This window comes from Marinobacter sp. Arc7-DN-1 (assembly GCF_003441595.1).
Lineage (GTDB): Bacteria > Pseudomonadota > Gammaproteobacteria > Pseudomonadales > Oleiphilaceae > Marinobacter > Marinobacter metalliresistant.
In genome coordinates this window covers 2,644,469-2,669,584 of the sequence record NZ_CP031848.1, presented here as the reverse complement: position 1 = coordinate 2,669,584, position 25,116 = coordinate 2,644,469, and the positions used below count along the sequence as shown (strand labels likewise).

Below are 25,116 nucleotides of genomic sequence, written 5' to 3'. Positions count from 1 at the left end.
GCGGAAACAACAGAGGCTCCGCGAAGGAGCCTCTGTTTGGGTCAGATCAATTGCACGGGTCAGTGCTTTTTGGCTGCCGCGTCTGCTTCAATTTTGCGGGTAATGTACCACTGCTGACTGATCGACAGAATGTTGTTTGTCAGCCAGTACAGCACCAGACCTGCCGGGAACCACAGGAAGAACACGGTAAAGACCAGCGGCATCAGCTTCATGATCTTGGCCTGCATCGGATCCGGTGGCGTCGGGTTCAGGTGCATCTGCAGGAACATGCTTGCACCCATCAGGATCGGCAGGATGAAGTACGGGTCCATTTGAGAAAGATCATTTATCCACAGCACGAAGGGGGAATGTCGCAGCTGTACGCTCTCAAACAGAACCCAGTACAGGGATATGAACACCGGCATCTGCACCAGGATTGGCAGGCAGCCACCCAGCGGGTTGATTTTTTCACGCTTGTACAGCGCCATCATTTCCTGGGACATGCGCTGGCGATCATCGCCATAGAGTTCCTTGAGCCGGGTCAGTTGCGGCGCCGCCGCACGCATTTTGGCCATGGACTTGTAGCTGGTGGCGGACAAATGGAAGAACACGGCTTTCACCAGAACGGTCAGCAGGATAATGGAGACACCCCAGTTCCCGACAATGCTGTGAAACCACTCCAGGATGACGAACAGTGGCAGGGAAATAAAGAACAGCCAGCCGAAGTCGACGGTGCGATCCAGATTGGGCGCCATGTTTTCCAGACGATCAATAATTTTAGGCCCAACGTAGGCACGGGCACCGATTTCAGCGGTCTGGCCAGGCTCAACGGTTGTCGCCGGGTAGACAAAGCCCATTACGTAATAGGGCCCGCGACGGGTAGTCTGGAACTGGGCAGCCTGGTCGCGCTCGGGAACCCACGCTGAAATGAAGTAGTGCTGGAGGAAGGCCAGCCAGCCGTTGGTGACGGACCGGTTGAGCTGGTTTTCCTGAAGATCGTCGAATTTGAATTTCTGGTACGGATCCTCCGGAGAACTGACAACCAGACCGAGGAAGGCCTTAATACCCATGCTGGCCTGGGATGTGGGGTCGGGAGACTGGTCACGTACAATTTTTCCGGTGAAATTGGCCTGCCAGTTCTCACTGGACTGGTTTTCAACCAGGTATTTCACAGCAATTTCGTAACTGTTGCGTTCGAACTGATAGCGCTTGGTGATCCGGACGCCCTTGTCGGTTGTGAAGGTCAGGTCGACGGTTAGCTGATTATCACCTTCGGCCAGTTCATAGCTCGACGCTTCGGTCTGGTACAGGGGGGCTGTGCCGTTTTTACGGCTGTCCGGACCGTCACGGCCAATAAGCCCACTCTCAAGAACATACAACCGGTTTTCGGTGTTATTGAGCAGTGTCAGAGGTTCTTTGCTGTGGAGTGATTTGTCGTAATCCAGAAGCTGGGCGCGGACAAGATTGCCACTGACACGGTCAATCGTCAGCTCGTAAACATCAGTCCGAACCTTAACGAACTGATTCGTGACGGTGGTACCAGCTTCGGTCTGGCTGACAACGGACTTTCCGGTTTCGGGAGTGGCAAATTCTTCAGAGCCAGGGTTTGGCACGGATGAGCCAGTACTGTTTTCCGGCAGCACCATATCATCTGGATTGCCCGGGCCAACCGTGGTTTGTGACGGAGCGGATTGAGAAACCTGGGCGGCCTCCGGTTGCTGGTGGTAATCCTCATTCCAGGCAAGCACCATCAGATAACTGACAATAGCCAGGCCGGCAAATAATACGATGCGTTGAATATCCATAGAGTTACTGTCTGGTCTGGGTTGTTGTGTGGGGATGATCAGCGTGCACGCAGGGTGTTCCGGATTCCAGGCCCACGGATTTTTCCGTGCCCGGCACCGGATCATACCCGCCTTCCGCCCAGGGATGACACCTTAACAGACGCCGGATTGCGAGAAATAACCCTTTCAGGGCGCCATGATGAGTAATGGCTTCAACGGCATATTGTGAGCAGGTGGGGTAATGGCGGCAATGGCTGGCCATCATGGGACTGATGGCATACTGGTAGAAGCGGATGGGCAGGAGCAAAAGTTTGCGCATTAACCCGTTCCTCGACCGGCAGTCTCCGATGGTGCTGCCCGGGATGGCTGAGATTGAGTGTATTTTTTCCTGAGCCGTCGCCAGAGGTCGTCCATGGATGCGCGAACGGTTGGGTTGTCCAGGGAAACAAGGCCCTGTCTTCCCAGTACCACAACGTCAAGCCCCGGGAGGTCCGTCTGAAGTCGGAAGCTTTCCCTGACCTGGCGTTTTATCCGGTTTCTCTGGACCGAGAGCTTCAGATTTTTCTTGGAAAAAATCAAACCGATCCTGGCGTGACCGAGATTATTCGGTGTCGCCAGGATCAGAAAATTCCTGTGCGGAACTTTCAGCTGCACGTCATCGAAGACTTTACCGTAATCAGCAGGTCGCAGGAGACGATTTGATTTCGGGAAACCCAAAGCCTTCATTCGGCGGACAAAGCTTACGCGGACAGACGTGCGCGGCCTTTGGCACGACGACGGGAAATAACCTTGCGGCCGTTGGCAGTTGCCATACGGGCACGGAAACCGTGAACGCGCTTACGCTTCAGGACGCTTGGTTGAAACGTTCTTTTCATGGTGATGGTCTCACAATTCGTAAGTTGGAAATTCAGTAACTGGCCGGAAATTGTACAGCCGAAACAGGAGCGGCATTCTATGCAAATAGCGGCGGGAATTCAATGTTTATTGCTACGGGGTTATGCCAATGGCTGAAATCCGGAACAGGTTCGACCAGGTAATAAATTCAGTAAGTCTTTTTAGAATTTCTTTAAGGATTAATTATTACTGTTATTAGAGACGACGTTTTCTGTGGATAAGCAAAACTAAGTCCGAAAAAACAACATGTTGGTTGGTTGACAAGGGTATTGACAATGGGCCCTGAAGTCTGTGGACGACGCAAGGGCGGAATGTGGGTAACACGGTATTGTTGAATCCGATCGAGTTATCCCCGGTTGCGTCCCATGGTTCCTAACAGGGTTCGTCCATGCTTGTGCACACAGGGCTGTGTATAACCCTGGAAGCGGAAATTTTCTGTACACAAGGTTGTAGGTAAGTTCGTACAAAATTGAAATATAAGGGAATAAATTTCCACAGGCTGTTCATGAACTGGCTTTAGCACTTTCACTGCGGGCCCTGGCGGGTTAGAATCCGGGGTCATCTCTCTGGACAGGATGTCCTTTATCCGTTCAGCGACATTTCAGGGTTATCGGGAGCAGGCTGTCGTGCCAAATAGTATGTGGCATCAATGTCTTGAAGTACTTCGGGACGAGTTTCCCGCACAACAGTTCAATACCTGGCTCAGGCCCCTGCAATCCGATCACCGGGAGGGGCAGCTGATGTTGTTCGCGCCCAACCGCTTTGTGATGGATTGGGTAAACGAAAAGTACCTTCGGCGCATTGAAGAGGTTCTCAAGGATCTGAACGGTGGTCAGGCGCCCCGGGTTAACATGAAGGTGGGATCGGCGCCCCGGGAAAGTGATCCGGTCAAGCGCTCGGAAATGCCTGCCCGGCTGAACGGCCAGGTGCTGGAGGAAGCCGGGAGTCGGGTCACGGAAGAGGAAAGAGGCGTCGCCGCGACGGTGCCCGGATCAACGTCTGTGCGACCCAAAAGTTATAGTGAGCGCCGGCCGGTTCAGATTGAAGGGGATATCAAGCACCAGAGTTTTCTCAATGAAGGCTTCACCTTTGAAACCTTTGTAGAGGGTAAGTCCAACCAGTTGGCGCGGGCGGCGTCCATGCAGGTGGCTGAAAATCCGGGTGGCGCCTACAATCCTCTTTTCCTCTACGGTGGCGTGGGTCTGGGTAAAACCCACCTGATGCATGCGATTGGGAACGAGATTGTCCGTCGCAATCCCAAGGCAAAAGTGGCATACCTCAGGTCAGAGCGTTTTGTGGCCGATATGGTCAAGGCGTTACAGCTCAATGCCATTAATGAATTCAAGCGCTATTACCGGTCGGTGGATGCCCTGCTCATCGATGATATCCAGTTTTTTGCCCGCAAGGAGCGTTCCCAGGAAGAATTCTTCCATACCTTTAATGCGTTGCTTGAGGGCGGCCAGCAGGTCATTGTGACCTGTGATCGTTTCCCGAAAGAAATCGTCGACATGGAAGAACGGCTTAAATCCCGGTTTGGTTGGGGGTTAACGGTCATGGTGGAGCCTCCGGAGCTTGAAACCCGGGTAGCCATATTGATGAAAAAGGCGGAGCAGGCCAACGTCAAGCTGAGCAGTGAAGCGGCCTTTTTTATTGCCCAGAAAATCCGATCGAATGTTCGGGAGCTTGAAGGAGCGCTGCGCTTGGTGATAGCGAATGCTCACTTCACGGGTTCCGAAATCACTCCCCCGTTTATCCGTGAAAGTCTGAAAGACCTGTTGGCACTTCATGAGAAGCAGGTGAGTATTGATAATATTCAGCGCACCGTCGCGGAATATTACAAGATCAAGGTGGCGGATCTGCTGTCGAAACGGCGGACCCGCGTAGTGACCCGGCCACGGCAGGTTGCCATGTCTCTGTCCAAGGAGCTGACCAATCACAGCCTCCCGGAGATTGGTGATGCTTTCGGCGGTCGCGACCACACCACCGTGCTGCATGCATGTAAGAAAATCGTGGAGTTGCAGGAGACTGATCCGGGCATCCGCGAGGATTATCAGAATTTTATGAGACTGCTGACAACCTGATGCCGGGCGTTGGCGAACAACATTCACCCTTCCAACATAAAGAAAGCTGAGTGCCATGAAACTGACGATCAGCCGTGAATCCCTGCTTATCCCGCTGCAAAGCATTGCGGGCGTCGTGGAAAAGAAACAGACCATGCCCGTGCTGTCCAACGTATTGCTGGTGGCGGAAGACAATACCCTGACCCTGACCGGGACCAACATGGAAGTGGAACTGGTTGCCCGGGTAACACCGGTGCATGTGGATCAGCCTGGCCGGATTACTGTTCCGGCCCGCAAGCTGTCCGACATCTGCCGGGCCCTGGGTGATGAGGCACCGATGGAGCTGTCGCTGGAAGGCGATCGTTTGCATCTGCGCTGTGGTGCAAGTCATTTCACTCTGTCCACGTTACCAGCTGAGCACTTCCCCAATGTGGAAGACGAAGCGGAAAGTTTCCGGCTGGAACTGCCCCAAAAAGAGTTGGGTCGAATGCTGGATACAACCGCCTTTGCCATGGCTCAGCAAGACGTTCGTTACTACCTGAACGGGTTGCTGCTGGAAGTGGATAAGGATCATGTGCGGACGGTTGCCACCGATGGTCACCGTCTGGCTATGGCTCACCTGGACCTGCCGACGAATTGTCCGGAACTTCGCCAGGTTATTGTGCCCCGTAAAGGCGTGCTGGAACTGGCACGGTTGCTTGAGGATGTGGAATCACCGGTCACCCTGGTGATTGGCGATAATCACCTGCGCGCGACCGTGGGCGCTTACACCTTCACCTCAAAACTGATTGAGGGCAAATTCCCGGACTATAACCGGGTGATTCCCCGGGGCGGCGACAAAGTGGTACTGGCAGACCGCGCCACGCTCAGGAATACGCTGCAACGGGCGGGGATTCTGTCTCACGAGAATATTCGGGGTGTGCGCCTGAATCTTGCCCCTAACGAACTCCAGGTATTCGCCAATAATCCGGATCAGGAACAGGCCGAAGACGCGCTGCCTGTGGATTATCAGGGCGAATCCCTGCAGATCGGTTTTAATGTAGGCTACCTGGTGGACGTGATGAACGCACTGGATGAGGATCAGGTAAAGATGACCCTGTCCAACCCCAACAGCAGTGCGTTGATCGAAGCGCAGAACGATGCCCGTTGTCTTTACGTGGTTATGCCCATGAGGCTGTAGGAGGATGAGACTGATGAGTGCCGTAACGAATGGAATCAAAGGAGCTTTCCGGATTGGGCAGACTGTGTCGGTACTCGGGCGCACAGGGATCAACTGGGTTCGGGGAGATCGTCCCCCGACACCCCGGCTGCTGAGGCAGACATTTGAATCACTGGGTGCCACCTACATAAAGCTCGGGCAATTTATCGCCAGCTCACCGACGTTCTTCCCCAAGGAGTACGTTGAGGAATTCCAGAACTGCCTGGATAAGACACCCAACCTCCCCTTTGGCGTGATCCGGAAGATCATTACTGAGGAACTGGGGCGTCCGCTGGACGAAGTCTATTTGGACATTGATCCTGTAGCCCTGGCGTCCGCCTCTATTGCGCAGGTACATGCCGCAAGACTGGTGACCGGTGAAGACGTGGTCATCAAGGTACAGAAGCCGGGTGTTGAGAATATCCTGCTGACGGATCTGAACTTTCTGTATCTGTCTGCGCGGATTCTGGAAACACTGGCGCCGAAATTGTCCTGGACCTCCATGTCCGGGATTGTCGAAGAAATCCAGCGGACCATGATGGAGGAATGTGACTTCATCAAGGAAGCCAACAACCTGAAGGTGTTCCGGGAATTTCTGCACGATACTCATAACCAGGATGCGGCCGTCCCCCGGGTTTTCGAACATTGCAGTACCCGTCGAATCCTGACCATGGAACGTTTTCACGGGGTGCCGTTGACCGATCTGGAAAGCATCAGGGGTTATGCCCGGGATCCGGAGCGGACGTTGATCACGGCGATGAACACCTGGTTTGCGAGTCTGACCCAGTGTGAATTTTTCCACGCGGACGTTCATGCCGGAAACCTGATGGTCCTGAAAGATGGGCGAGTCGGGTTTATCGATTTCGGAATCGTGGGCCGGATAAAGCCGGATACCTGGCAGGCGGTCAGTGATTTTATTTCTGCGGTGATGGTTGGAAATTTCGAGGGCATGGCCGACGCCATGATCCGTATTGGAATTACCCATAAGACTGTCCGGGTGGACGAGCTTGCCGGCGATCTTCGCAGGCTCTACCAACAGATGGACAAGATGGTACCCGACGAGGTTCCTTACGAGGCCGATAAGGCCGAAGACGATGTGAATCATATTCTGATGGATATGGTAAAAATCGGGGAAAGCCATGGACTCCACTTCCCCCGGGAATTTGCCTTGTTACTGAAACAGTTTTTGTATTTTGATCGCTATGTGCACATCCTCGCGCCGGAAATGGATGTGTTCATGGATGAGCGGCTGAATATGCTTCATTGAGGCGGTCGCCTTCAGGCATTGGCTTTTGTACACTAAGGCAGCGTTACCGGAAGCGGTAACGCTGCCTTTTTCATTGTGCGGATTCTTTTTTCGGCTCCTTCCTTTCCGCTTCGAGTTCTCTTGTCTATGGCGTTAGTTAAATTCCAGACTGAAAACTTCCGCAATCTGTCGTCGGCGCCCGTGACCTTTTCTCCTTCCTTTAACCTCCTGTATGGAGAGAACGGCAGTGGCAAAACCAGCGTTCTGGAAGCTATTGGTTATCTGGGGTTGGGGAGATCGTTCCGGGTAAATCGGCATCAGGCGGTAGTGCACCATGGTGAGCAGCGATTCACCGTGTTTGGCGGACTCGATCACGGACTGACGGACGATGCCAGGAAAAGCGGTAATGGTCTGGTACATCGGTTGGGTATCTCCCGCGATGTGGTGCAGAAAGAGACTGCGTTGCGGGTCGACGGCGAAGGCGTTCGTAGTTTGTCCTCGCTTGCAATGCATTTACCGGTATCGGTGATTGATCCGGGCGTTTTCGATGTCGTTGCCGGGGGGCCGGGGAAACGACGGCAGTTCCTCGATTGGGCAGTGTTCCACGTGGAACCTTCATTTGCGTCAGTGTGGCAGCAATGTCAGAGAGTGACATCACAGCGGAATCAAACGCTCAGAAATGGTAGACTGGACGAATCCTTATTGCGGGTCTGGGACCGCCAGTACGCTGCCTTGAGTGACCGGATCAATGACGCCCGAATCAATACGTTTGTCCGCTTCAAGGCCGCATTCGAAGCGCTGGTCAGGGAAGTTGAAGTGCAGTGGACCGAAGGGTTGAAGCTCGAATTTTACGCCGGGTGGGATGCCACTCAATCCCTGGTGGACGTACTGGTAGGCCATCGGGAGCAGGAGCGTAAAATGGGGCACACCCTTTATGGGCCCAACCGCGCGGATATCCGGTTGAGGTTTCAGGGACGGCCCGTTGCGGAAACCTTCTCCCGGGGCCAGCAGAAAACCCTGGTGATTTTGATGAAGATTGCCCAAGGCATGGTGTTGAGTGACATGGGCAAACAGGTGACCTTTTTGCTTGACGATATTAATGCCGAGCTGGATGAAGGGCACAGGGCGATGTTGGCCCGCAGGTTACAGGCATTGCGTTGTCAGGTGTTTATTACGTCGATCGAACGGCCTCGGGTTGGTCAGCTTTGGCCGGACGGGAAGGCACCAGAATACAGAATGTTCCACGTGGAACATGGCAAATTGATGGAAGAATAAGACCGGTGCGGAACGCTAAGATGCCCCGGCCTAATCACGCTTCAGGAGTTTCCGAATGAGTGAATCGAACTACAATTCCTCCAGTATCAAAGTCTTGAAGGGACTGGATGCGGTGCGAAAACGGCCCGGCATGTACATCGGTGATACCGATGATGGCACAGGCCTGCACCACATGGTCTTTGAATTGGTGGATAACTCCATCGATGAAGCGCTGGCGGGCCACTGCTCCGAGATCGGCGTTGTTATTCACCCCGATGAATCGGTAACGGTAAAAGACAATGGTCGTGGTATTCCGGTGGACCTGCACGAGGAAGAAGGCGTCTCCGCCGCCGAAGTTATCATGACGGTTCTGCACGCCGGTGGTAAATTTGATGATAATTCCTACAAGGTCTCCGGTGGTCTGCATGGCGTAGGCGTGTCGGTTGTTAATGCCTTGTCCTCTACCCTGACCCTGACCATTCGTCGCGATGGCAAGGTCTACGAGCAAACCTATACCCACGGTGTACCGGACGCCCCTTTGGGCCCCGTTGGTGAAACCGACGCATCCGGTACCAAGGTTCACTTCATTCCGTCACCGGAGACCTTCACCCATATCGAATTCCACTACGACATTCTGGCCAAGCGCCTGCGGGAGCTTGCGTTCCTGAACAGTGGTGTGCGCATTCGTCTCACAGACGAGCGCAGCGGCAGAGAAGAAGTGTTTGAATACGAAGGCGGTTTGCGGGCATTTGTTGAGCATCTGAACACCAACAAGACGCCGATTAACCGGGTGTTCCACTTCAACCGTGAGCGTGAAGACGGCATCGCCGTGGAAGTGGCGATGCAGTGGAACGATGCCTTCCAGGAAAACCTTTACTGTTTCACCAACAACATTCCCCAGCGGGATGGTGGTACTCACCTGGCCGGTTTCCGCGCCGCCCTGACCCGGTCCCTGAACAACTATATCGAGCACGAAGGCCTCGGTAAGAAAGCGAAGGTCGCTACGTCTGGTGATGATGCCCGGGAAGGCCTGACCGCGATTGTCAGCGTCAAGGTCCCAGATCCGAAGTTTTCTTCCCAGACCAAAGACAAGCTGGTGTCGTCGGAAGTGAAAACTGCGGTCGAGCAGGAGCTGTATCAGAGCTTCGCCGATTACCTTCAGGAACAGCCCAACGAAGCCAAGCTGATCGTCAACAAGATGATTGAAGCGGCCAGGGCCCGTGAGGCGGCGCGCAAGGCCCGTGATATGACCCGTCGCAAGGGCGCTTTGGATATTGCCGGCCTGCCTGGAAAACTGGCGGATTGTCAGGAGAAGGATCCGGCACTTTCAGAACTGTACATTGTGGAGGGTGACTCGGCCGGTGGCAGTGCCAAACAGGGCCGGGACCGCAAGACCCAGGCGATCCTGCCGTTGAAGGGCAAGATCCTGAACGTGGAGAAAGCCCGGTTCGACAAGATGCTGTCCTCAGCAGAGGTCGGTACCCTGATCACCGCCCTTGGCTGCGGAATCGGCCGGGAGGAATTCAACCCGGACAAACTTCGGTACCATTCCATCATCATCATGACCGATGCGGATGTGGACGGCTCCCACATCCGTACCCTGCTGCTGACTTTCCTGTTCCGCCAGATGCGCGAAATCATCGAACGTGGCCATGTCTTTATTGCCATGCCGCCGCTGTACAAGGTCAAGCGAGGTAAACAGGAACAGTACCTGAAGGATGAGAAAGCCAAGGAGGCCTACCTCACCCAGACGGCTCTGGAAGGCGCACAGCTGTACGTAAACCCTGAAGCACCGGCGATCAAGGACTCCGCGCTGGAAACCATGGTTAAGGACTATCAGGCCGTGATGGCCATGATCGGAAGGCTGTCCCGGGCGTATCCCGCCAAGGTGCTGGAACAGATGCTTCAGAACATCACTCTCAAGTCAGAGCACCTGAAGGATGAAGAAACGGTGACCCGCTGGGTCGCACGCCTGGGCGAGGGGCTGGATCTGGATACCCGTACCGGCACCAAGTACACGTTCTCGGTCACTAAGGATCCCGAGCGGGATCTGTACCTGCCGAAGGTCACCATCTATGTTCACGGGATTCCCCATGAGCACGTCTTCAGCCATGAATTCTTTGAGTCGTCTTCCTACGGCGCTATTGCCCGCATGGGCGAAACCCTGGATGGCCTGATTGAAGAGGGTGCCTATATCCAGCGTGGTGAGCGCAAGCAGCCGGTTCTGTCCTTTGAAGGCGCTCTGGACTGGTTGATGAAGGAAGCCCAGCGTGGCTTGAGTATTCAGCGTTACAAGGGCCTCGGTGAAATGAACCCGGATCAGCTGTGGGAAACCACCATGGATCCGGAAACCCGTCGCATGATGAAAGTGACCATTGAAGATGCCTTCGCGGCCGACCAGATATTCACCACCCTGATGGGTGACGATGTGGAGCCGCGGCGTAACTTTATCCAGACCAACGCTCTGGAAGTCACCAACCTGGACATTTGATTCGTCAACGTTCTGATGAGTAAAAAAAGCGGCGAAGGTTACTAACCTTCGCCGCTTTTTTTCGTCCAGGATTTACCGTTATCAGCGTTGTTCTATTTCCTTGACGTCGATTCCGCGGACTTTTCCTTTTCAGCAAGATGCGGCGCCATAACCTCTTCCAGGGTAAATCCGGTCAGTCGGCGAATGGTGCGCCACAGGTAGTAAAAAATGAGCACCATCATCACCATCGAGGGAATGGCAATCATGGGATAGCTGACCAGCGTCATTTGGCCAAGCTCTTCGTTGAAGGCCTCGGTCCCGGAGGGGCTGACCACGATCCACTTGGCGAGCACGTAATTCATGATCGACGAGAACAGAAACGTGCCTGCAAAAAAGTAGCTGGCCTTCTGTAGCCGTTGTTCGAATTCGTCGACCTGATTGTGTTCTTCCAGAGAGCGCTGGATCTTCTCAACATCCAGTACGTTCGGGTTATACAGCAGGGTCCGGACCAGCGGGTACTTCGTCCATGTGGATATCAGTACGGCCAGACCAATGATGGCAGGAATCGCTGCTTCCTTGATGGCGAGCCAGCCGGCATCCAGCTCCAGTAATCCGATGCCTCCTGTGAGCCCCACACTGATCAGACCCAGCACTGCAATAAAATTCTTCTTGTGGTACTTAACCAGCTCGAACAGCCCCCAGCCCAGGGGAAAGGCGAGCCCGATCAGCAAGGCATTCACACTGCCCAAGTGCTCATCGCCACTGAGTTTCATCAGGATCACGGAAGGAATAATGATACTGACCAGCAGATCGACCCAGGGCCTTGGTTTGTGGTCCGGAATGTTGGAGGAACTCGGAGAGGTCATGGTTTAGCCTGGTTGGTGAAACAACAGCAGGCCGAACGGCACTGCCGGAGAACTCACCGCAGTATACGATGAATCCGAAGGCTTGCGTAGGCGCACAAAAAAGCCGGGCCCTTGAGCCCGGCTTTGATCTTCACAGAAAGTCTAAAGGGTTTTAAGCCCCAACTTCCTTCAGGCTCTCTTCCACAATCGCGAGCCCTTCTTCCAGCACATCGTCCCCAATGGTCACCGGCATCAGGAACCGCAAGGTATTGCCGTACATACCACAACTCAGCAGAATCAGCCCCTTCTCCTTGGCCTTCTTGGTCACCGCAGCCGCCAATTCCGGCTTCGGCGTATGGCTGGATTTGCTTTCTACCAGCTCAAAAGCCGCCATGGGACCGAGGTTGCGGACGTTATCCACATGCTCGAACTGCTCCTGCCACTGGCTGAAACGCTTGTTCAGCTTTTCGCCGAGTGCCTGGGCCTTGCCAAGGATGTCCTCTTCCTTGAACACATCGAATACCGCCAAAGCTGCAGCACAGGCGGTCGGGCTGCCGGTGTAGGTACCGCCCAGAGAGTTTGGTCCGGAAGCATCCATGTGCTTGTCCGTACCCACGATGGCCGAAATTGGCATACCGTCGGCCATACTCTTGGCCATGGTTATCAGGTCCGGCTCAATACCGCTGTGTTCAATGGCAAACATCTTGCCGGTACGGCCAAAGCCGCTCTGAACTTCGTCCACAATCATCAGGATGTCGTTGTCATCGCAGATCTTGCGGATTTCCTTCAGGAAACTGGTCGGTGCGGCGTAAAAACCGCCCTCGCCCAGTACCGGCTCAATCACGATGGCCGCCGTATTGTTGGCCGGTGAGTCCGCTTTCATGGTCATCTTCAAACCACGAAGTGCTTCGTCTTCGCTGACCCCGTGATACGGCACCGGGTATGGTGCGCGGTAAACCGTGCCTGGCATCGGCCCGAAATCGGTCTGGTAGGGCGCCGCTTTACCGTTCATGGCCATGGTGTAGAAGGTACGGCCGTGATAACCACCATCGAAGCAGATCACGTTGGTTTTGCCAGTGGCTGCCCGGGCGATCTTCATTGCGTTTTCCAGGGCTTCCGCACCGGAGTTGGCCAGCATAACCTTGGCGTGGCCCTTGACCGGAGCCACTTCGCTGAGCTTCTGCGCCAGCTTTACGTAGCCCTCATAGGGCATCACCGTCTGGCAGGTGTGCATCAGCTTGTCCAGCTGGGCCTTTACCGCCTCTACCACTTTCGGGTGGCGGTGGCCGATGTTAAGTACGCCGATGCCGCCGGCAAAATCGATCATGCGTTTGCCGTCTGCATCCCACAGCTCCGCATTCGTTGCATGGTCGGCAAACTGTTCATTGGGACTTGCCGCGCCCGCTGCAACGTAGCGTTCTTTGAGTGCCTGCAATTCTTTATTGCTCACTTTGCCATTCTCCCTGGGTTCAGGTTCAGAAGTTTCACCTACCAGTGTAAGTAGTACGGTGACAGGAAACAAACCGACTATTGTCGCTGTCAGGCGGCGTTTTCCCGAAACTGCAGTTTTGCCAGCCGCCGATAGAGACCATTATGGCGCATTAATTCGTCGTGGGTACCCACGGCCAGCAGGCGGCCCTGATCGAGAACCGCGATGCGATCTGCGTCTCTGACGGTCGCCAGTCGATGGGCAATCACCAGCGTGGTGCGCCCGGTTGTGAGTGCTGGCATGGCTTGCTGAATGAGATTTTCACTCTCCGCATCCAGCGCACTGGTGGCTTCGTCCAGCAGGAGAATCGGGGCATCGGCCAACAAGGCCCGGGCGATGGCAAGGCGCTGCTTCTGCCCGCCGGACAATCCCAGGCCGGCATCCCCCAGGGATGTCCCGTAGCCCTTGGGCAGGCTCTGGATAAAGTCATGGGCGTAGGCTATCCGTGCGGCCTGCTCGACATCCCCCTGGCTCGCATCCGGACGGGCATAGCGGATGTTGTCCGCCACCGTGCCATGAAACAGCGCCGGGTTCTGGGGCACCAGGGCAAAACACCGGCGCAAGGATTCCAGAGACAGGTCAGCCGTATTTATCCCGTCAATCAGAATCCGGCCCTGATCGGGCTGGTAAAAATGCAGTAACAGATCGAACAGGGTCGATTTGCCCGCGCCAGACGGGCCCACCAGTGCCAGGGTTTCTCCGGCTTTCACCTCCAGGGTAAAGTCAGAGAGTGCAGGCTGCTCCGGACGCCCAGGGTAACTGAAGCCCAGGTGCTCAATGCGGATCTCGCCTTTGATGGGATCCGGAAGGGCTTTGCCCGCATTCTTTCGAACAAATTCCGGCTCCGTTTGCAGCAGTTCGAACAGCCGCGCCGCCGAGCCTGCTGCTCTCTGAAGTTCACCAATCACCTCACTGATGGCGCCTGCCGCCACCCCCACCAGCAGGCTGTAGAATACAAACGCCGCCAGTTCACCGGGGCTGATGCGGCCATGAATGACATCCAGCCCGCCAATCCAGATGACGATGCCCACGGCCCCCATCACCAGGGAAATGGCCAGAGTGGTCAGCCAGGCGCGCTGACGGATACGCTGCCGGGCAATCTCGAAGGCCTTTTCCGAAACCCCGGCAAAAAAGCGCCGGTCATGGGGCTGGTGATTGAAGGCCTGAACGGTCTTGATCTGGGTCAGGTTCTCGCCCACGTAGCTGCCGACGTCCGCGACCCGGTCCTGACTGAGACGGGACAGCGCCCGCACCCGCCTGCCGAAAAACAGGATCGGTGCGATCACCAGGGGAAACCCCAGCAGAATGATACTGGCCAGTTTGGCGTTGGTAATGAACAGGAGCAGCAAACCCCCAACCAGCATGAGGGCGTTGCGCAGGGCAATGGACACGGTGGAGCCAATCACCGACTGCAGCACCGTGGTATCCGCGGTAAACCGCGACTGGATTTCCAGGGCACGGTTCTGCTCAAAGAAGCCGGGATGAAGATCAATCAGGTGGTTGAATACCTTCTTGCGAATGTCCGCCACCACCCGTTCGCCGATCCACGACACTAGATAGAACCGGGTAAACGAGCCGAATGCCAGGCCCAGCACCAGCACAAAAAACAGACCGATAGCTTTTGCCAGATTCTCAGGGGATTCGGTGGCCAATCCCTGATCCACAAGGATTCGTAAACCCTGACCAAGACCCAGAGTAATTCCCGCAGTGAAAATCAACGCCACCAGAGCACCGGCCACGGCTCGGCGGTAGGGGCTGATAAATCCAATAACCAGTTTCAGGGCCTTGCGGTGACGGGTTCTGATGATGTGCCTCCTGAGTGCCGGCTGCTGTAGACTCTGGCAACCATACGATTTGTTCTCCAACAGGACCTATCATACATCCGGGTAGAGCGCGAGTGGGTGGTAGTGACTTCCGGGACACGCTGTAAATAGGTCCCTGTACGCTCGGCAAAAGCCATCCATGGCTTTTGACGGTCCCGGAAGACACTCTACCACCCACTCGCGCTCCCCAACCTTGGAGTTATTCGCAACAGTGAGAGCCTACGCTGATAACGATTATCCCGCTGACCACAAACCCGACTGGAAAGTGATTGCCGGTCTCTGGCCTTATCTGGCCGAGTTTCGGGGCCGGGTGGCCCTGGCTCTGGCATTGCTGGTCCTGGCTAAACTGGCAACGGTGGCCACTCCGGTGGCGCTGAAGTACATCGTCGACTATCTGGACCAGACCCGTGGCGCGGACATGCTGCTGTGGATTCCGGTGGTACTGGTGGTGGCTTATGGTTCGCTGCGTTTTGGGGCCACCCTGTTCAGCGAATTGCGGGATGCGGTGTTCGCCCGTGTAGCAGAGCGTGCCATGCGTCGGGTGTCGTTGCGGGTCTTCGAGCACCTGCATCACCGGGAACTGGCCTTCCATCTGGACCGAAAAACCGGAGGCCTGGCCAGGGATATCGAACGGGGCACCAACGGCATCAGTTTCCTGCTGCGTTTCACCCTGTTCAATATTGCCCCCACCCTTCTGGAAATCCTGATGGTCGCCGGCATCCTGTTCGTGGCGTTCAATGTGGGATATGTCCTGGCCATTCTGGTGGCTGTGGCCGTTTATGTGGTCTTTTCCATCAAAATTACCGAGTGGCGTACCCGGTTTGTGCGGGAGGCCAATGCCCGGGATAACCAGTCCAACTCCCGGGCGATAGACAGTCTGCTTAACTATGAAACCGTCAAGTACTTCAACAATGAGCGCTATGAATCGCAGTTGTACGACGTGGATCTTGAGGACTGGGAACAGGCACGGCTGAAGAACCGCCTGTCACTGGCGGCCCTGAACTCGGGCCAGGCGCTGATCATCGGCCTGGCGATGATCGTGATTATGGCCATGGCAGTGCGGGAAGTGGCGAGCGGCGCGATTACCCTTGGTGACTTCACCATGATCAACGCCTACCTGTTGCAGCTGTTTATTCCCCTGAATGCATTGGGTTTTGTATATCGGGAAATCCGTCAGGCGCTGGTCAATATCGAGCGGCTGTTCAAACTGCTCGGGGACGAGCCGGCCATTCAGGATGCACCGGAGGCCAGGGAACTGGCTGTGGATAACGCTGAGGTGCGCTTCGACCACATTCACTTTGCCTATCGCCCGGATCGCCCGATTCTGCAGGATGTGAATTTTTCCATTCCGGCCGGCCATACGGTGGCCGTGGTCGGCGCCAGTGGTGCCGGCAAGTCTACCCTCGCCCGCCTGCTGTTCCGTTTCTACGATGTCGATAAAGGGGCCATCCGCATTGATGGTCAGGATATCCGCCAGGTCACCCAGGACAGTCTGAGATCGGCCATCGGTGTGGTGCCCCAGGATACGGTGCTGTTCAACGATACCCTTTACCGGAACCTGGCTTATGGGCGGCCAGAGGCCACGGAAGAAGAGGTGTACCGGGCAGCGCGCCTGGCGCATCTGGAAGATTTTATCCACAGCCTGCCGGATGGCTATGAAACCAAAGTGGGTGAGCGCGGTTTGAAACTATCGGGTGGCGAGAAACAACGGGTGGCCATTGCCCGGGTGATTCTCAAGAACCCGCCGTTGCTGATTCTGGATGAGGCTACCTCTTCCCTGGATTCGTTGTCGGAACAGGCGATCCTGGGCGCACTGAAGGAAGTCAGCCAGCAGCGGACGACGCTGGTGATTGCCCACCGCCTTTCCACTATCCGTGATGCCAACACCATCCTGGTGATGGACGGCGGCCGGATCGTCGAGAGTGGCAGCCACAACGCGCTGCTGGCCGCCGGTGGCCACTACGCCCATCTGTGGGCGCAGCAGCACCGGAGTAGCGACGACACAGACACTAGCCCTCGCTGAGTCTCCTGGCCAGCCCGGAGGCGCGGATTACCTGCTGCCCAACGCTGTCTTTCAGAACCTGGGAGTCGCCGGTAATCAGGCTGAACCAGTTTTTCGCCCGGGTGATGCCGGTGTAGATCAGCTCCCTGGTCAGCACCGGGCTGAGGCGGTCCGGCAGTACCAGGCAGGTATGGTTGAACTCGGAGCCCTGGGATTTGTGCACGGTCATGGCGTACACGGTTTCCTGTTGCTGTAGCCGGCTGGGGGAAATCCAGCGGATGGCTCCGGTGCTGTCGCCGCTCGGGAAGGCGACCCGCAGCGTGTCTTTGGGTTCACCGGATTCGGTCCTGTCCCAGGGCACGTTGAAGGTAATGCCGATATCCCCGTTCATCAGGCCCAGGTTGTAGTCGTTGCCGGTGACCAACACCGGCCGGCCAGCGTACCAGCCTTCCGCCCTGGGGATCAGCTTTTCCGCCAACAGATGCCGGGCAACCCGGTCGTTCAGACCTTCCACCCCCCAGGGACCCTTGCGCAGGGCACAGAGGATCTGAAAGTCGTTGAAGGCGTCCAGAACCCGAACCGCCAGGGCATCCCAGTCTTCGCGAGGACTGGTTTCTGTCAGGTCGTGATCCTGCATCCGTTTCAGGTAATGGCAATAACCGACTGGCGGCGGTAACTCCTTGTTATTCAATACCCGACCCTGCCCGGCGTTGCGGAAAGCCTCCGGCGTGCCGGTAATGGCATGGCGGCAAATCAGCGCCTGTGTTTGCTCCGGATCTGGCCTTGCTTTGTCGCCATTCAGCCAGACCACATCCTCGAACTCTGCTTCCCGGATCTGGTGCAGCACAGCGCTATCAAGAGCGTTGGTGTTCACAGCGTCCGAGAGCGCCCGGATACCGCTGTCTTGCTGGAACCGATAGCTCTTGCGCAGCATGGCCACGGCCTGGTCCAGGGGTTGGCCGCCAGGATCAATCAGGGTCTCCGGAACCTGATTGCCGGTGATGGCGGTAAGCCACCGGGCGGTTTCCGGGGTGTAATGCGCTTTCAGAGCACGCTGGCACAGCTCACCCAATACCGCACCGGCATCCACCGAGGCCAGCTGGTCCTTGTCCCCCAGCAGGATCAGTTGGGCATTGGCGGGCAGGGCGTCGAACACCGAGGCCATCAGGTCCACATCCACCATGGAGGCTTCGTCGATCACCAGAATGTCCACCAGCAACGGGTTGTCGCGGTTGTGGCGGAACCTGCGGGTATCCGGCCGGCTACCAAGCAGGCGGTGCAGGGTGGTGACCCTGGTGGGAATATCCTCCAGCTGTATGTTGCCCGGCAGTTGGTCCAGTGGCAGACGACTGACAGCACCGCCAATGGATTCGTTCAGGCGGGCGGCAGCCTTGCCGGTGGGGGCGGCCAGACGAATGCGGTATTTCCGGCCGGCCCGTTCCGGGGACTCACCTGCTACTGCCTGCAGCGCCGCCAACAGGTTGACCACGGTGGTAGTCTTGCCAGTGCCGGGGCCGCCGGTGATCACCGAAAAGCGGTTACGGGCGGCCAGGGCGCAGGCGAGTTTCTGGTAATCCACCGGTTCCGGTGACTGGAACAGTTGGTCAAGAGTTTTGGACAGGGTTTGGGCCGGAGCGGAATCCGGCTCCGCCAGGGGTGATGGCAGGGCCAGACGCTGCTGAATCCCTTCGGCAATGCGCTGTTCATAGCGCCAGAAACGGCGCAGGTAGAGCCGGGTCTCGTTCACTACCAGGGGAGTAGTCAGTGAGCCATCACTAACCGCTAGAGAACCGTTCAGGGCGGCTTGGCAATCGGCCAGGGTAATCCGCGTAAGCAGATCGCCGGGTTTCAGCTGGCTCAGCCCGGCCGCTTCGGATTCGGTGAGGGTGTCGCGAACTGGCTCCTCCGGCGGCAGCGACAGGGTGTTGCCTGTATCCGCCAGCAGGTTGGCCAGATCAATACAGACATGGCCCCGGCCCACTTGATGGGAGGTCAATGCCGCCAGCAGCAGAACCAGTGGATTGGGGCGTTCGCCCTGCTCTTCCGACAGTTCACAGATCAGCCGGGCAAAACCCACATCCAGGGGGCGTAGCCATTCTGCCTGTTGCCATTGCTGGAGCAGAGCCTCGGTTTTATCCAGGCTGGTGAGCAAACCAGAGGTGTCAACGGCCCTGTTTTCCGGCCCGGGCATGGGGGCGACGTGCGGGGTGGAATCCCCAAAATCCAGCGCGATCTGGTTTTCGGTATTGTGGGTGTGAGTGCGGGTACGGCTCATGCGGCCACCCTCCCTGGCACGGATTCACCATCAAACAGGGCATCCAGCTGTTCAATCAACGCTCTCGGTGGTTTGTCGGTAAAGGCGCCACCGGTGGTGGAATTGACCCCCCGCAGGAACAGGTAGACGGCGCCGCCGATGTGCTGGTCGTAGTCGTAACCGGGCAGCCGGGCTTTCAGCAACCGGTGCAGTGCCAGCAGGTACAGCACATATTGAAGGTCGTAGCGTTTATCCAGAATGGCGTTACCCATGGCCTGATCAGTGTAGGCGCTGTCTTCCTCGCCCAGGGTATTGGATTTGTAGTCCAGCACGTAATACTGCCCGTTGTGTTCAAACACCAGATCGATAAAGCCCTTGAGCATACCGTTAAAGCGGTTCTCCTCCACTCGGGGCCGGTCGGCGCCGTTCAGGGTGTAATGGGTCACCAGCTGGTCGAGCTTGCCGATGCTGACGTTGCGGCTCTCAAACCAGAATTCCAGTTCCGGGCGCAGGGTGGCCAGGTCTGCCAGGCTGACGCTTTCAGTGCCAGAGCGTTGCAGTTGTAGTGGCCGGGTGATCAGCGCCTGCAGCCAGTGTTCCAGCGGGTCCACCCAGTCATTCCAGCCCCGGGTGCCGCACCGGCGTGTAAGTTGTTCCCGGAGTGTGGACGGATTATCCACAACCCGCTGGAAGCCATGCTGGCTGCACCATTCCAGCAGTTCGTGCAGGAAGGTGCCGGGGCCGGCGCCTTTGGGGAAATTGTGCTGGTTTCGATGAGCCGTCATCGGTGCTGTCTGCTCGCCGTCTTCCTGGGTGCTTTCCTCCAGCAGGTTCTGGGTCTGGGCGTTCTCCACCTCACCGGTGAACGCAACTCCGGTGCCGGCCATGCCGGTGTATTCGATGGCGGAGTAACTGGCAATCCACCAGTCCTCTTTCGCCTCACGGGTGGATTCCAACGCCGGGCCCAGGGCCTCCGGCGCCGGTTCGCTGTATTGAGTCTGTTCCGCTTCCGGCAGCGGGGTTATGGTAATTTCCGGTTGGCCTTCGCTCAGCCGGGTCAGGCAGTCGGTGATCCGACTCCCCGCTTCACCGGCGATCAGATAACCCAGGCCACTTTGCGGCCAGTTATCGAGGGCAGCAGCGCCTACCCAGGTCGCAAACCGGGCCCGGGTCAGGGCCACGTAGAGCTTGCGGATATCCTCGCCCAGACGCTCCCGGTCGGCCTTGGCAACGTCTTCGGCGTTGGGGTCGAAGACAGTGACCAGTTTGCCCTGGTCATCGTGGTAGCGCACAAAGGCCTGCTTTTCGCTCTGGGCCCGGTAAGCGGTGCCAAAGGGCAGGAACACCAGCGGGTATTCCAGCCCCTTGGACTTGTGCACGGTAATCACCTTTACCAGTCCGGCGTCGCTTTCCAGGCGTAAGGTGCGGTGTTCGTCTTCCTCGTCCGCCGCCCGCAGAATCCGGGTGTAGTGATGCACCAGGGCATGCTCGCCGTCCAGTTGCAGGCTGTCCTGCTGCAGCAGTTCGGCGATATGCAGGATGTCGGTCAGCCGCCGCTCGCCATCGGCCCGTTGCAGCAACCGGCCGGGCACCCCGAAATCCATCAGGAAACTGCGCAGCATCGGCAGTACACCCTGTTTCTGCCATTGCTGCTGGTAGCCCATAAACCGTTCGATTTCCCGCTCGAGGGCAATCTCGTCGGTGAGCAACCGGTCCAGGGCCTGCCAGGACTGGCTCAGGGTGGGGGTGGCCAGCGCCGCGCGAATGCAGGCCAGTTGCCGGGGCTCGGCGAAGGCCCGCAGCCAGCACAGCATTTCCTTGGCTTCCTGTGAGGTCAGCACCGAATCCCGGTCCGACAGGTACACGCTCTTGATGCGCCGGCGGCCGAGGGCATCCCGCACCGCGCTGGCTTCGTTGCGGTTGTTGACCAGAATGGCGATGTCTTTGGGGGTTACCGGTTCCAGATCTGCCGGGTTCTCCGGCAGGGCAAAGCCGGCCTGCCCGGCCTGGCCCAGCGTGAGCAGACGGGCGATCTCGCTGGCGCAGGTTTCGGCGACATCGGCGGTGGCGGTGCCTTTGGCCAGGCCCTTCGGGTTGCCGTCTTTGCCCTCTTCCCCGGATTCGTGCGTCCAGAACATCAGGCTGGATTGAACCTCGCCGTTTACCGACCACAGGCGTTTGGTGCCGTTGGCGGCCACACCCTGGAATGGCAAGGGTGAGTTGTCGCCCTTGCCGAACAGGAAAGCGCCATCGCGGCTGTGCTGGTCGCTGTGTTCAAACACCCGGTTCACCGCAGCCACCATGGGTTTGGCGGAGCGGAAGTTCTTGCCCAGCGTGTAGGTGCGCTCTTTTACGCCCTGGCGGGCCAGAAGGTAGGTGTGGATATCGGCGCCCCGGAAACCATAAATGGCCTGCTTAGGATCCCCGATCATCAGCAGGCAGGTGTCCGGATCGCTGCCTTCCACATTGTAGACCCGGTTGAAGATACGGTACTGCACCGGGTCGGTGTCCTGGAATTCGTCGATCAGCGCCACCGGGAACTGGCGGCGGATGGTGGCGGCCAGCTGATCACCCCGGGGCCCGTGCAAGGCTCCGTCCAGGCGGGTGAGCAGATCATCAAAGCCCATCTCCGAGCGTTTCTGCTTTTCCGATTCCAGCCGTTCGGCAATCCAGTGGCTGGCGTGGCGCAAAATGTCGGATTTGGCGCTGGGCTGGTTCTGGCTAAAGTCCATCAATGCTTCTATGGCTTCGAATGCCGGGTGATGGGGAGCGGGCTCCTCGCCTTTGAGAATATTGGCGAGGCCCTCAGGCGTCTGGTTTTTGAACCCGGCGGCATTGTCTATCTTGTCCGGTAACAGGTCGTCGGATTCCGCCCACGTGATCAGAGTGTCCCAGACCTTGACCATGGCGTTCTTGCTGGCGCCATGGAGCCGTTTGCTCTTGTTCAGGTCGTTCAGGAGGTCGATCACCTCTGCCTGCCACCGGTCCCAGGGATGGGCCTTCAGCGTTTGTGATTGCTGTTGACGCAGGCTGACCACCTGATTGATGGCCTGGTGCACGTTTTCCGGCGGGGTGCCCAGGCTGTCCGGATCATCGATCAGGTTGCGCACGGCCCTACGCAGGTCGGCCGGGGTTTTCCAGTGGCTCAGGGCCTCGTCCATCAGCGCCGGCGGCAGCGGGTACACAAAGGTGCGCCAGTAATCCCGGGTGACATCCTCCAGCAGTTCGCTCTGGTCGGTTTCCAGGGTGAGCTTGAACAGGCTGCCGCTGTCGAAGGCGTGCTCGCTGAGCATGCGGTTGCAGAAGCTATGGATGGTGGACACTGCGGCTTCGTCCATCCATTCGGCGGCCAGCAGCAGCTTCTTGCGGCAGTCTGGCCATGTGGCCGGGTCCGGGTAACCTTCATTCCGAAGCTGGTAAATCAGTGCCGTTTCGGCCGGCGGATCGGACTCGTCGGGGGCATCGGAAAACACCTCGGCGGCCTGGGTCAGCCGGGTGCGGATACGGTCTCGCAGCTCTTTGGTGGCAGCCTCGGTGAAGGTAACCACCAGCAGGTTAGGCGGAAGCAGATTCTGCAGCGGGCTGTCTTGGGTCTGGCCATGGCCCAGCACCAGGCGTACGTAGAGGATGGCGATAGTGAAGGTTTTGCCGGTGCCGGCACTGGCTTCGATCAGGGCGCTGCCTTTCAGGGGCAGGGCGAGGGGGTTCAGACTGCGGCCAAGGGTGTGGTTGTTCATTTTGGGAAAGATACGCCATACCAAAGTTCTGCAGCGAGGAAGACGTAGACGCTCAGAGGTAGTTTGTAGATAGTTCGCATGGTGTGGGTTTTACCGCCAGGTTTTAAATTCATGGTTGTACTCCTGCCAACCGTTTGATGCCACCAATCAACTGATTAAAACTTTGGGACTGGTTCTCATCCAGTGACAACACTGGGCCAATGGCACGTGAGCCAGAGAGCTTCTGATAGGTTTTGGCGATACGTTTCAGTTCCTGGGCGGCGTTGTTGAGGCGATCCGGATCACGGTATTTCGCGTTGTTTTGTTGTTTGGCCAGTTTTTGTGGCCCAATCGTAGCGGCTACGGCATTCAAGTCGCCCAGATAAAAGCTTTCCAGCTCATGACAGGCAATGCGAATCAGTGCATCCGGTCGGCCTGCTCTATCACAAATGCCTGCCAGCTTGCCTTTAATCTCGTAGCAATCACCAGAATCCTGGTCTCGCATCACCAAAAAGCGAGCATGGGGGTTCTGCCAGCCACGTAATCGACGTGGAAGGCGTTTTTCCAAGTCCTGCTTGCCTTCAAATACCACATAACGTACGTTAATGCTGTCATCCAGAAGCCTGGGGACCACACCTTCCAGCATGGCTTTGGCGGATGGCTCCTCAAGAAAAAATACCAGTTCGGTCATCGTGGATCAGCCCCCGGGAAAAAGCCTTCTTTCCACAGGTAGCCCATCTGGTCCCCTTCGTTTATAAAGGCCTTCAACTGTGGGTCATCTTCCGCCCGACGAATGTGGGTATAGCCCTGCTCTTTCACCAGCCAGTACACTTCCTCAAGCTTTACCGCGTTCAGGAAATCGGGCGAGTGGCTGGACACAAATACCTGGCCACCCCGCTCAGCATAGGCACGGAATTCTTCAGCCAGCTCCCAGAGTAAGGTGGGGTAAAGCTGATTTTCCGGCTCTTCGATACACAGCAGCGGATGCGGCTCCGGGTCGTACAACAGCACCAGGTAGGCAAACATTTTGATGGTGCCGTCAGAGACGTACTTATCAATAAAGGGGTCTTTGAACGTGTCGTCCTGGAAGTTCAGGATCAGCCGTCCGTCCTGGGTTAATAAGGGTTCGACCTGACTTACACCGGGAACCCGGTGTTTCATTGCGGTGACGATGTTCTGAAAAATTTCCGGGTGACTTTCATAGATGTTGCGAGCCACCAGTTGTAGGTTATCACCGGAAACCGACAGATGTTCGTACTCACCAATGGCCTCTTTGCTACCTCTGGCGAGGTTGATGTGAAAATCCGACACATGCCAGTTCTCAATAAGCTGCCGAAAAGCATTGGCGGCTTTAAAGCGCTCGAACTGCCCTAAGCCTTTGATGGCAAGCGCATCTTTGCCGACATTCTGTTGTTCCCTCTCGAGCTCCTCATCCTGCTTGTCAAAGTCCTCCTCGTTGGTAATGGCATAGCCGGTTCCTTTGGTAAAATCGAGGAAGTGGTAAGGGGAGCCATAACGCCCGCGTTTGTAACGCAGCACTTCACGAAGTACCACTACCTGGCGGTTATCCATACCAACTTCGATAAGGTAGGTTACCAGTCGCTCGACTCCCGCAATATTCATCCGAAATTTGATTTCCAGCTCAATGGATTTGGTATCGTCTACGCCTCGGCTGAGCACCTCACGAAATCCTCCCCTGACCTGGAGAGCCTGTTTTACGTTGAATGTCAGGCAGTCTTTCAGAAAGCCAAAGACATCGAACAAGTTGGACTTCCCGCTTCCGTTGGCACCAACCACAACGCAAAACCGGGGGAGGTTTTTCATCTGGGCTTGGCGAAAGCTTTTGAAGTTTTTGATGCGAAGGCTTTCTATCAACATGGTTTTTCCCTTAAAAATCTAGCCAGGTTTGCTCGACTTTATCGCAGATGTGGTAAGACGCGGTCACACTGGTATGACAGGAGCCATCATTTCGCTGTAGGCGTGGCTTCCCAGGCCCATTGCATCCCAGGCAGCTACCACTGTGCAACCCTGGCACGCTCGAAATCAGGTGGCCAGACTCACTATGCCACGACAAAACCCGAGGAAGTTGCATCGTTTCCAAA

17 protein-coding genes are annotated in these 25,116 nt (G+C 56.8%); 6 read left to right on the top strand and 11 right to left on the bottom strand.

Translation table 11 applies throughout. From position 1 onward, the window contains the following. Window positions 1-59: 59 nt before the first annotated feature. The 4 genes from yidC to rpmH are packed head-to-tail and all read right to left on the bottom strand — an operon-like array spanning window position 60 to window position 2,638. The gene (yidC, locus tag D0851_RS12530; protein WP_117618944.1) at window positions 60-1,784 is read right to left on the bottom strand and encodes a membrane protein insertase YidC; all 1,725 of its coding nucleotides are present in this window, start codon (window positions 1,782-1,784) and stop codon (window positions 60-62) included. A 4-nt stretch (window positions 1,785-1,788) separates the two neighbouring features. Then, on the bottom strand, window positions 1,789-2,082 hold the full coding sequence (gene yidD / locus D0851_RS12525) for a membrane protein insertion efficiency factor YidD (protein WP_117618943.1): 294 nt from the start codon (window positions 2,080-2,082) through the stop codon (window positions 1,789-1,791). Continuing rightward, window positions 2,082-2,489 carry a ribonuclease P protein component gene (rnpA, locus tag D0851_RS12520; RefSeq protein ID WP_117618942.1) on the bottom strand — a complete coding sequence of 136 codons (408 nt, stop codon included), beginning with the start codon at window positions 2,487-2,489 and terminating at the stop codon, window positions 2,082-2,084. Before rnpA ends, yidD begins: the two co-directional genes overlap by 1 nt. Window positions 2,490-2,503: 14 nt before the next feature. Then, window positions 2,504-2,638: a 50S ribosomal protein L34 gene (rpmH, locus tag D0851_RS12515; RefSeq protein ID WP_008172542.1), complete on the bottom strand. Its 135-nt coding sequence runs from the start codon at window positions 2,636-2,638 to the stop codon at window positions 2,504-2,506. A 645-nt stretch (window positions 2,639-3,283) separates the two neighbouring features. On the opposite strand from rpmH, the gene dnaA reads away from it, so the two are divergent. From dnaA to gyrB, 5 genes are all read left to right on the top strand, one after another. Beyond that, on the top strand, window positions 3,284-4,738 hold the full coding sequence (gene dnaA / locus D0851_RS12510; RefSeq protein WP_117620394.1) for a chromosomal replication initiator protein DnaA: 1,455 nt from the start codon (window positions 3,284-3,286) through the stop codon (window positions 4,736-4,738). A gap of 55 nt (window positions 4,739-4,793) precedes the next feature. After that, the gene (gene dnaN, locus D0851_RS12505) at window positions 4,794-5,897 is read left to right on the top strand and encodes a DNA polymerase III subunit beta (protein WP_117618941.1); all 1,104 of its coding nucleotides are present in this window, start codon (window positions 4,794-4,796) and stop codon (window positions 5,895-5,897) included. A gap of 13 nt (window positions 5,898-5,910) precedes the next feature. Then, a complete protein-coding gene (locus D0851_RS12500) occupies window positions 5,911-7,182 on the top strand; it encodes an ABC1 kinase family protein (protein WP_117618940.1) in 1,272 nt (423 codons plus the stop codon). Between the two features lie 126 nt (window positions 7,183-7,308). Continuing rightward, a complete protein-coding gene (gene recF, locus D0851_RS12495; RefSeq protein WP_117618939.1) occupies window positions 7,309-8,436 on the top strand; it encodes a DNA replication/repair protein RecF in 1,128 nt (375 codons plus the stop codon). A 55-nt stretch (window positions 8,437-8,491) separates the two neighbouring features. After that, window positions 8,492-10,906: a DNA topoisomerase (ATP-hydrolyzing) subunit B gene (gene gyrB, locus D0851_RS12490; RefSeq protein ID WP_117618938.1), complete on the top strand. Its 2,415-nt coding sequence runs from the start codon at window positions 8,492-8,494 to the stop codon at window positions 10,904-10,906. 92 nt (window positions 10,907-10,998) lie between these two features. Here the strand turns inward: gyrB and D0851_RS12485 are convergent, their stop codons facing one another. The 3 genes from D0851_RS12485 to D0851_RS12475 form a co-directional block, all read right to left on the bottom strand. After that, the gene (locus D0851_RS12485; RefSeq protein WP_117618937.1) at window positions 10,999-11,751 is read right to left on the bottom strand and encodes a VC0807 family protein; all 753 of its coding nucleotides are present in this window, start codon (window positions 11,749-11,751) and stop codon (window positions 10,999-11,001) included. A 151-nt stretch (window positions 11,752-11,902) separates the two neighbouring features. Then, complete coding sequence (gene gabT, locus D0851_RS12480) at window positions 11,903-13,180, bottom strand: 4-aminobutyrate--2-oxoglutarate transaminase (RefSeq protein WP_117618936.1); 1,278 nt, start codon at window positions 13,178-13,180, stop codon at window positions 11,903-11,905. A gap of 89 nt (window positions 13,181-13,269) precedes the next feature. After that, entirely contained in the window at window positions 13,270-15,000 is a 1,731-nt protein-coding gene (locus D0851_RS12475) for an ABC transporter transmembrane domain-containing protein (protein ID WP_117620393.1), read from the bottom strand. A 253-nt stretch (window positions 15,001-15,253) separates the two neighbouring features. Between D0851_RS12475 and D0851_RS12470 the strand changes: the two genes are divergently transcribed. Next, window positions 15,254-17,065, top strand: coding sequence for an ABCB family ABC transporter ATP-binding protein/permease (locus D0851_RS12470; protein ID WP_117620392.1), 1,812 nt, complete (start codon window positions 15,254-15,256; stop codon window positions 17,063-17,065). Here the strand turns inward: D0851_RS12470 and recD are convergent. From recD to D0851_RS12450, 4 genes are all read right to left on the bottom strand, one after another. Continuing rightward, window positions 17,052-19,319 (bottom strand): exodeoxyribonuclease V subunit alpha, encoded by a 2,268-nt coding sequence (recD, locus tag D0851_RS12465; RefSeq protein WP_117618935.1) that lies wholly within the window; start codon window positions 19,317-19,319, stop codon window positions 17,052-17,054. The two genes, D0851_RS12470 and recD, sit on opposite strands and share 14 nt — an antisense overlap. Beyond that, complete coding sequence (gene recB / locus D0851_RS12460) at window positions 19,316-23,035, bottom strand: exodeoxyribonuclease V subunit beta (RefSeq protein WP_117618934.1); 3,720 nt, start codon at window positions 23,033-23,035, stop codon at window positions 19,316-19,318. The genes recD and recB overlap by 4 nt, the downstream gene beginning before the upstream one ends. 109 nt (window positions 23,036-23,144) lie before the next feature. Next, on the bottom strand, window positions 23,145-23,705 hold the full coding sequence (locus tag D0851_RS12455; RefSeq protein ID WP_117618933.1) for a DUF4276 family protein: 561 nt from the start codon (window positions 23,703-23,705) through the stop codon (window positions 23,145-23,147). Further along, window positions 23,702-24,892, bottom strand: coding sequence for an AAA family ATPase (locus D0851_RS12450; protein WP_117618932.1), 1,191 nt, complete (start codon window positions 24,890-24,892; stop codon window positions 23,702-23,704). The genes D0851_RS12455 and D0851_RS12450 overlap by 4 nt, the downstream gene beginning before the upstream one ends. Between the last annotated feature and the right edge of the window lie 224 nt (window positions 24,893-25,116).

Coding starts and splice junctions, on each gene's coding strand:
- yidC (WP_117618944.1), bottom strand. CDS start 1,784: ATGGATATTCAACGCATCGTATTATTTGCCGGCCTGGCTATTGTCAGT.
- yidD (WP_117618943.1), bottom strand. CDS start 2,082: ATGCGCAAACTTTTGCTCCTGCCCATCCGCTTCTACCAGTATGCCATC.
- rnpA (WP_117618942.1), bottom strand. CDS start 2,489: ATGAAGGCTTTGGGTTTCCCGAAATCAAATCGTCTCCTGCGACCTGCT.
- rpmH (WP_008172542.1), bottom strand. CDS start 2,638: ATGAAAAGAACGTTTCAACCAAGCGTCCTGAAGCGTAAGCGCGTTCAC.
- dnaN (WP_117618941.1), top strand. CDS start 4,794: ATGAAACTGACGATCAGCCGTGAATCCCTGCTTATCCCGCTGCAAAGC.
- D0851_RS12500 (WP_117618940.1), top strand. CDS start 5,911: ATGAGTGCCGTAACGAATGGAATCAAAGGAGCTTTCCGGATTGGGCAG.
- recF (WP_117618939.1), top strand. CDS start 7,309: ATGGCGTTAGTTAAATTCCAGACTGAAAACTTCCGCAATCTGTCGTCG.
- gyrB (WP_117618938.1), top strand. CDS start 8,492: ATGAGTGAATCGAACTACAATTCCTCCAGTATCAAAGTCTTGAAGGGA.
- D0851_RS12485 (WP_117618937.1), bottom strand. CDS start 11,751: ATGACCTCTCCGAGTTCCTCCAACATTCCGGACCACAAACCAAGGCCC.
- recD (WP_117618935.1), bottom strand. CDS start 19,319: ATGAGCCGTACCCGCACTCACACCCACAATACCGAAAACCAGATCGCG.
- recB (WP_117618934.1), bottom strand. CDS start 23,035: ATGAACAACCACACCCTTGGCCGCAGTCTGAACCCCCTCGCCCTGCCC.
- D0851_RS12455 (WP_117618933.1), bottom strand. CDS start 23,705: ATGACCGAACTGGTATTTTTTCTTGAGGAGCCATCCGCCAAAGCCATG.
- D0851_RS12450 (WP_117618932.1), bottom strand. CDS start 24,892: ATGTTGATAGAAAGCCTTCGCATCAAAAACTTCAAAAGCTTTCGCCAA.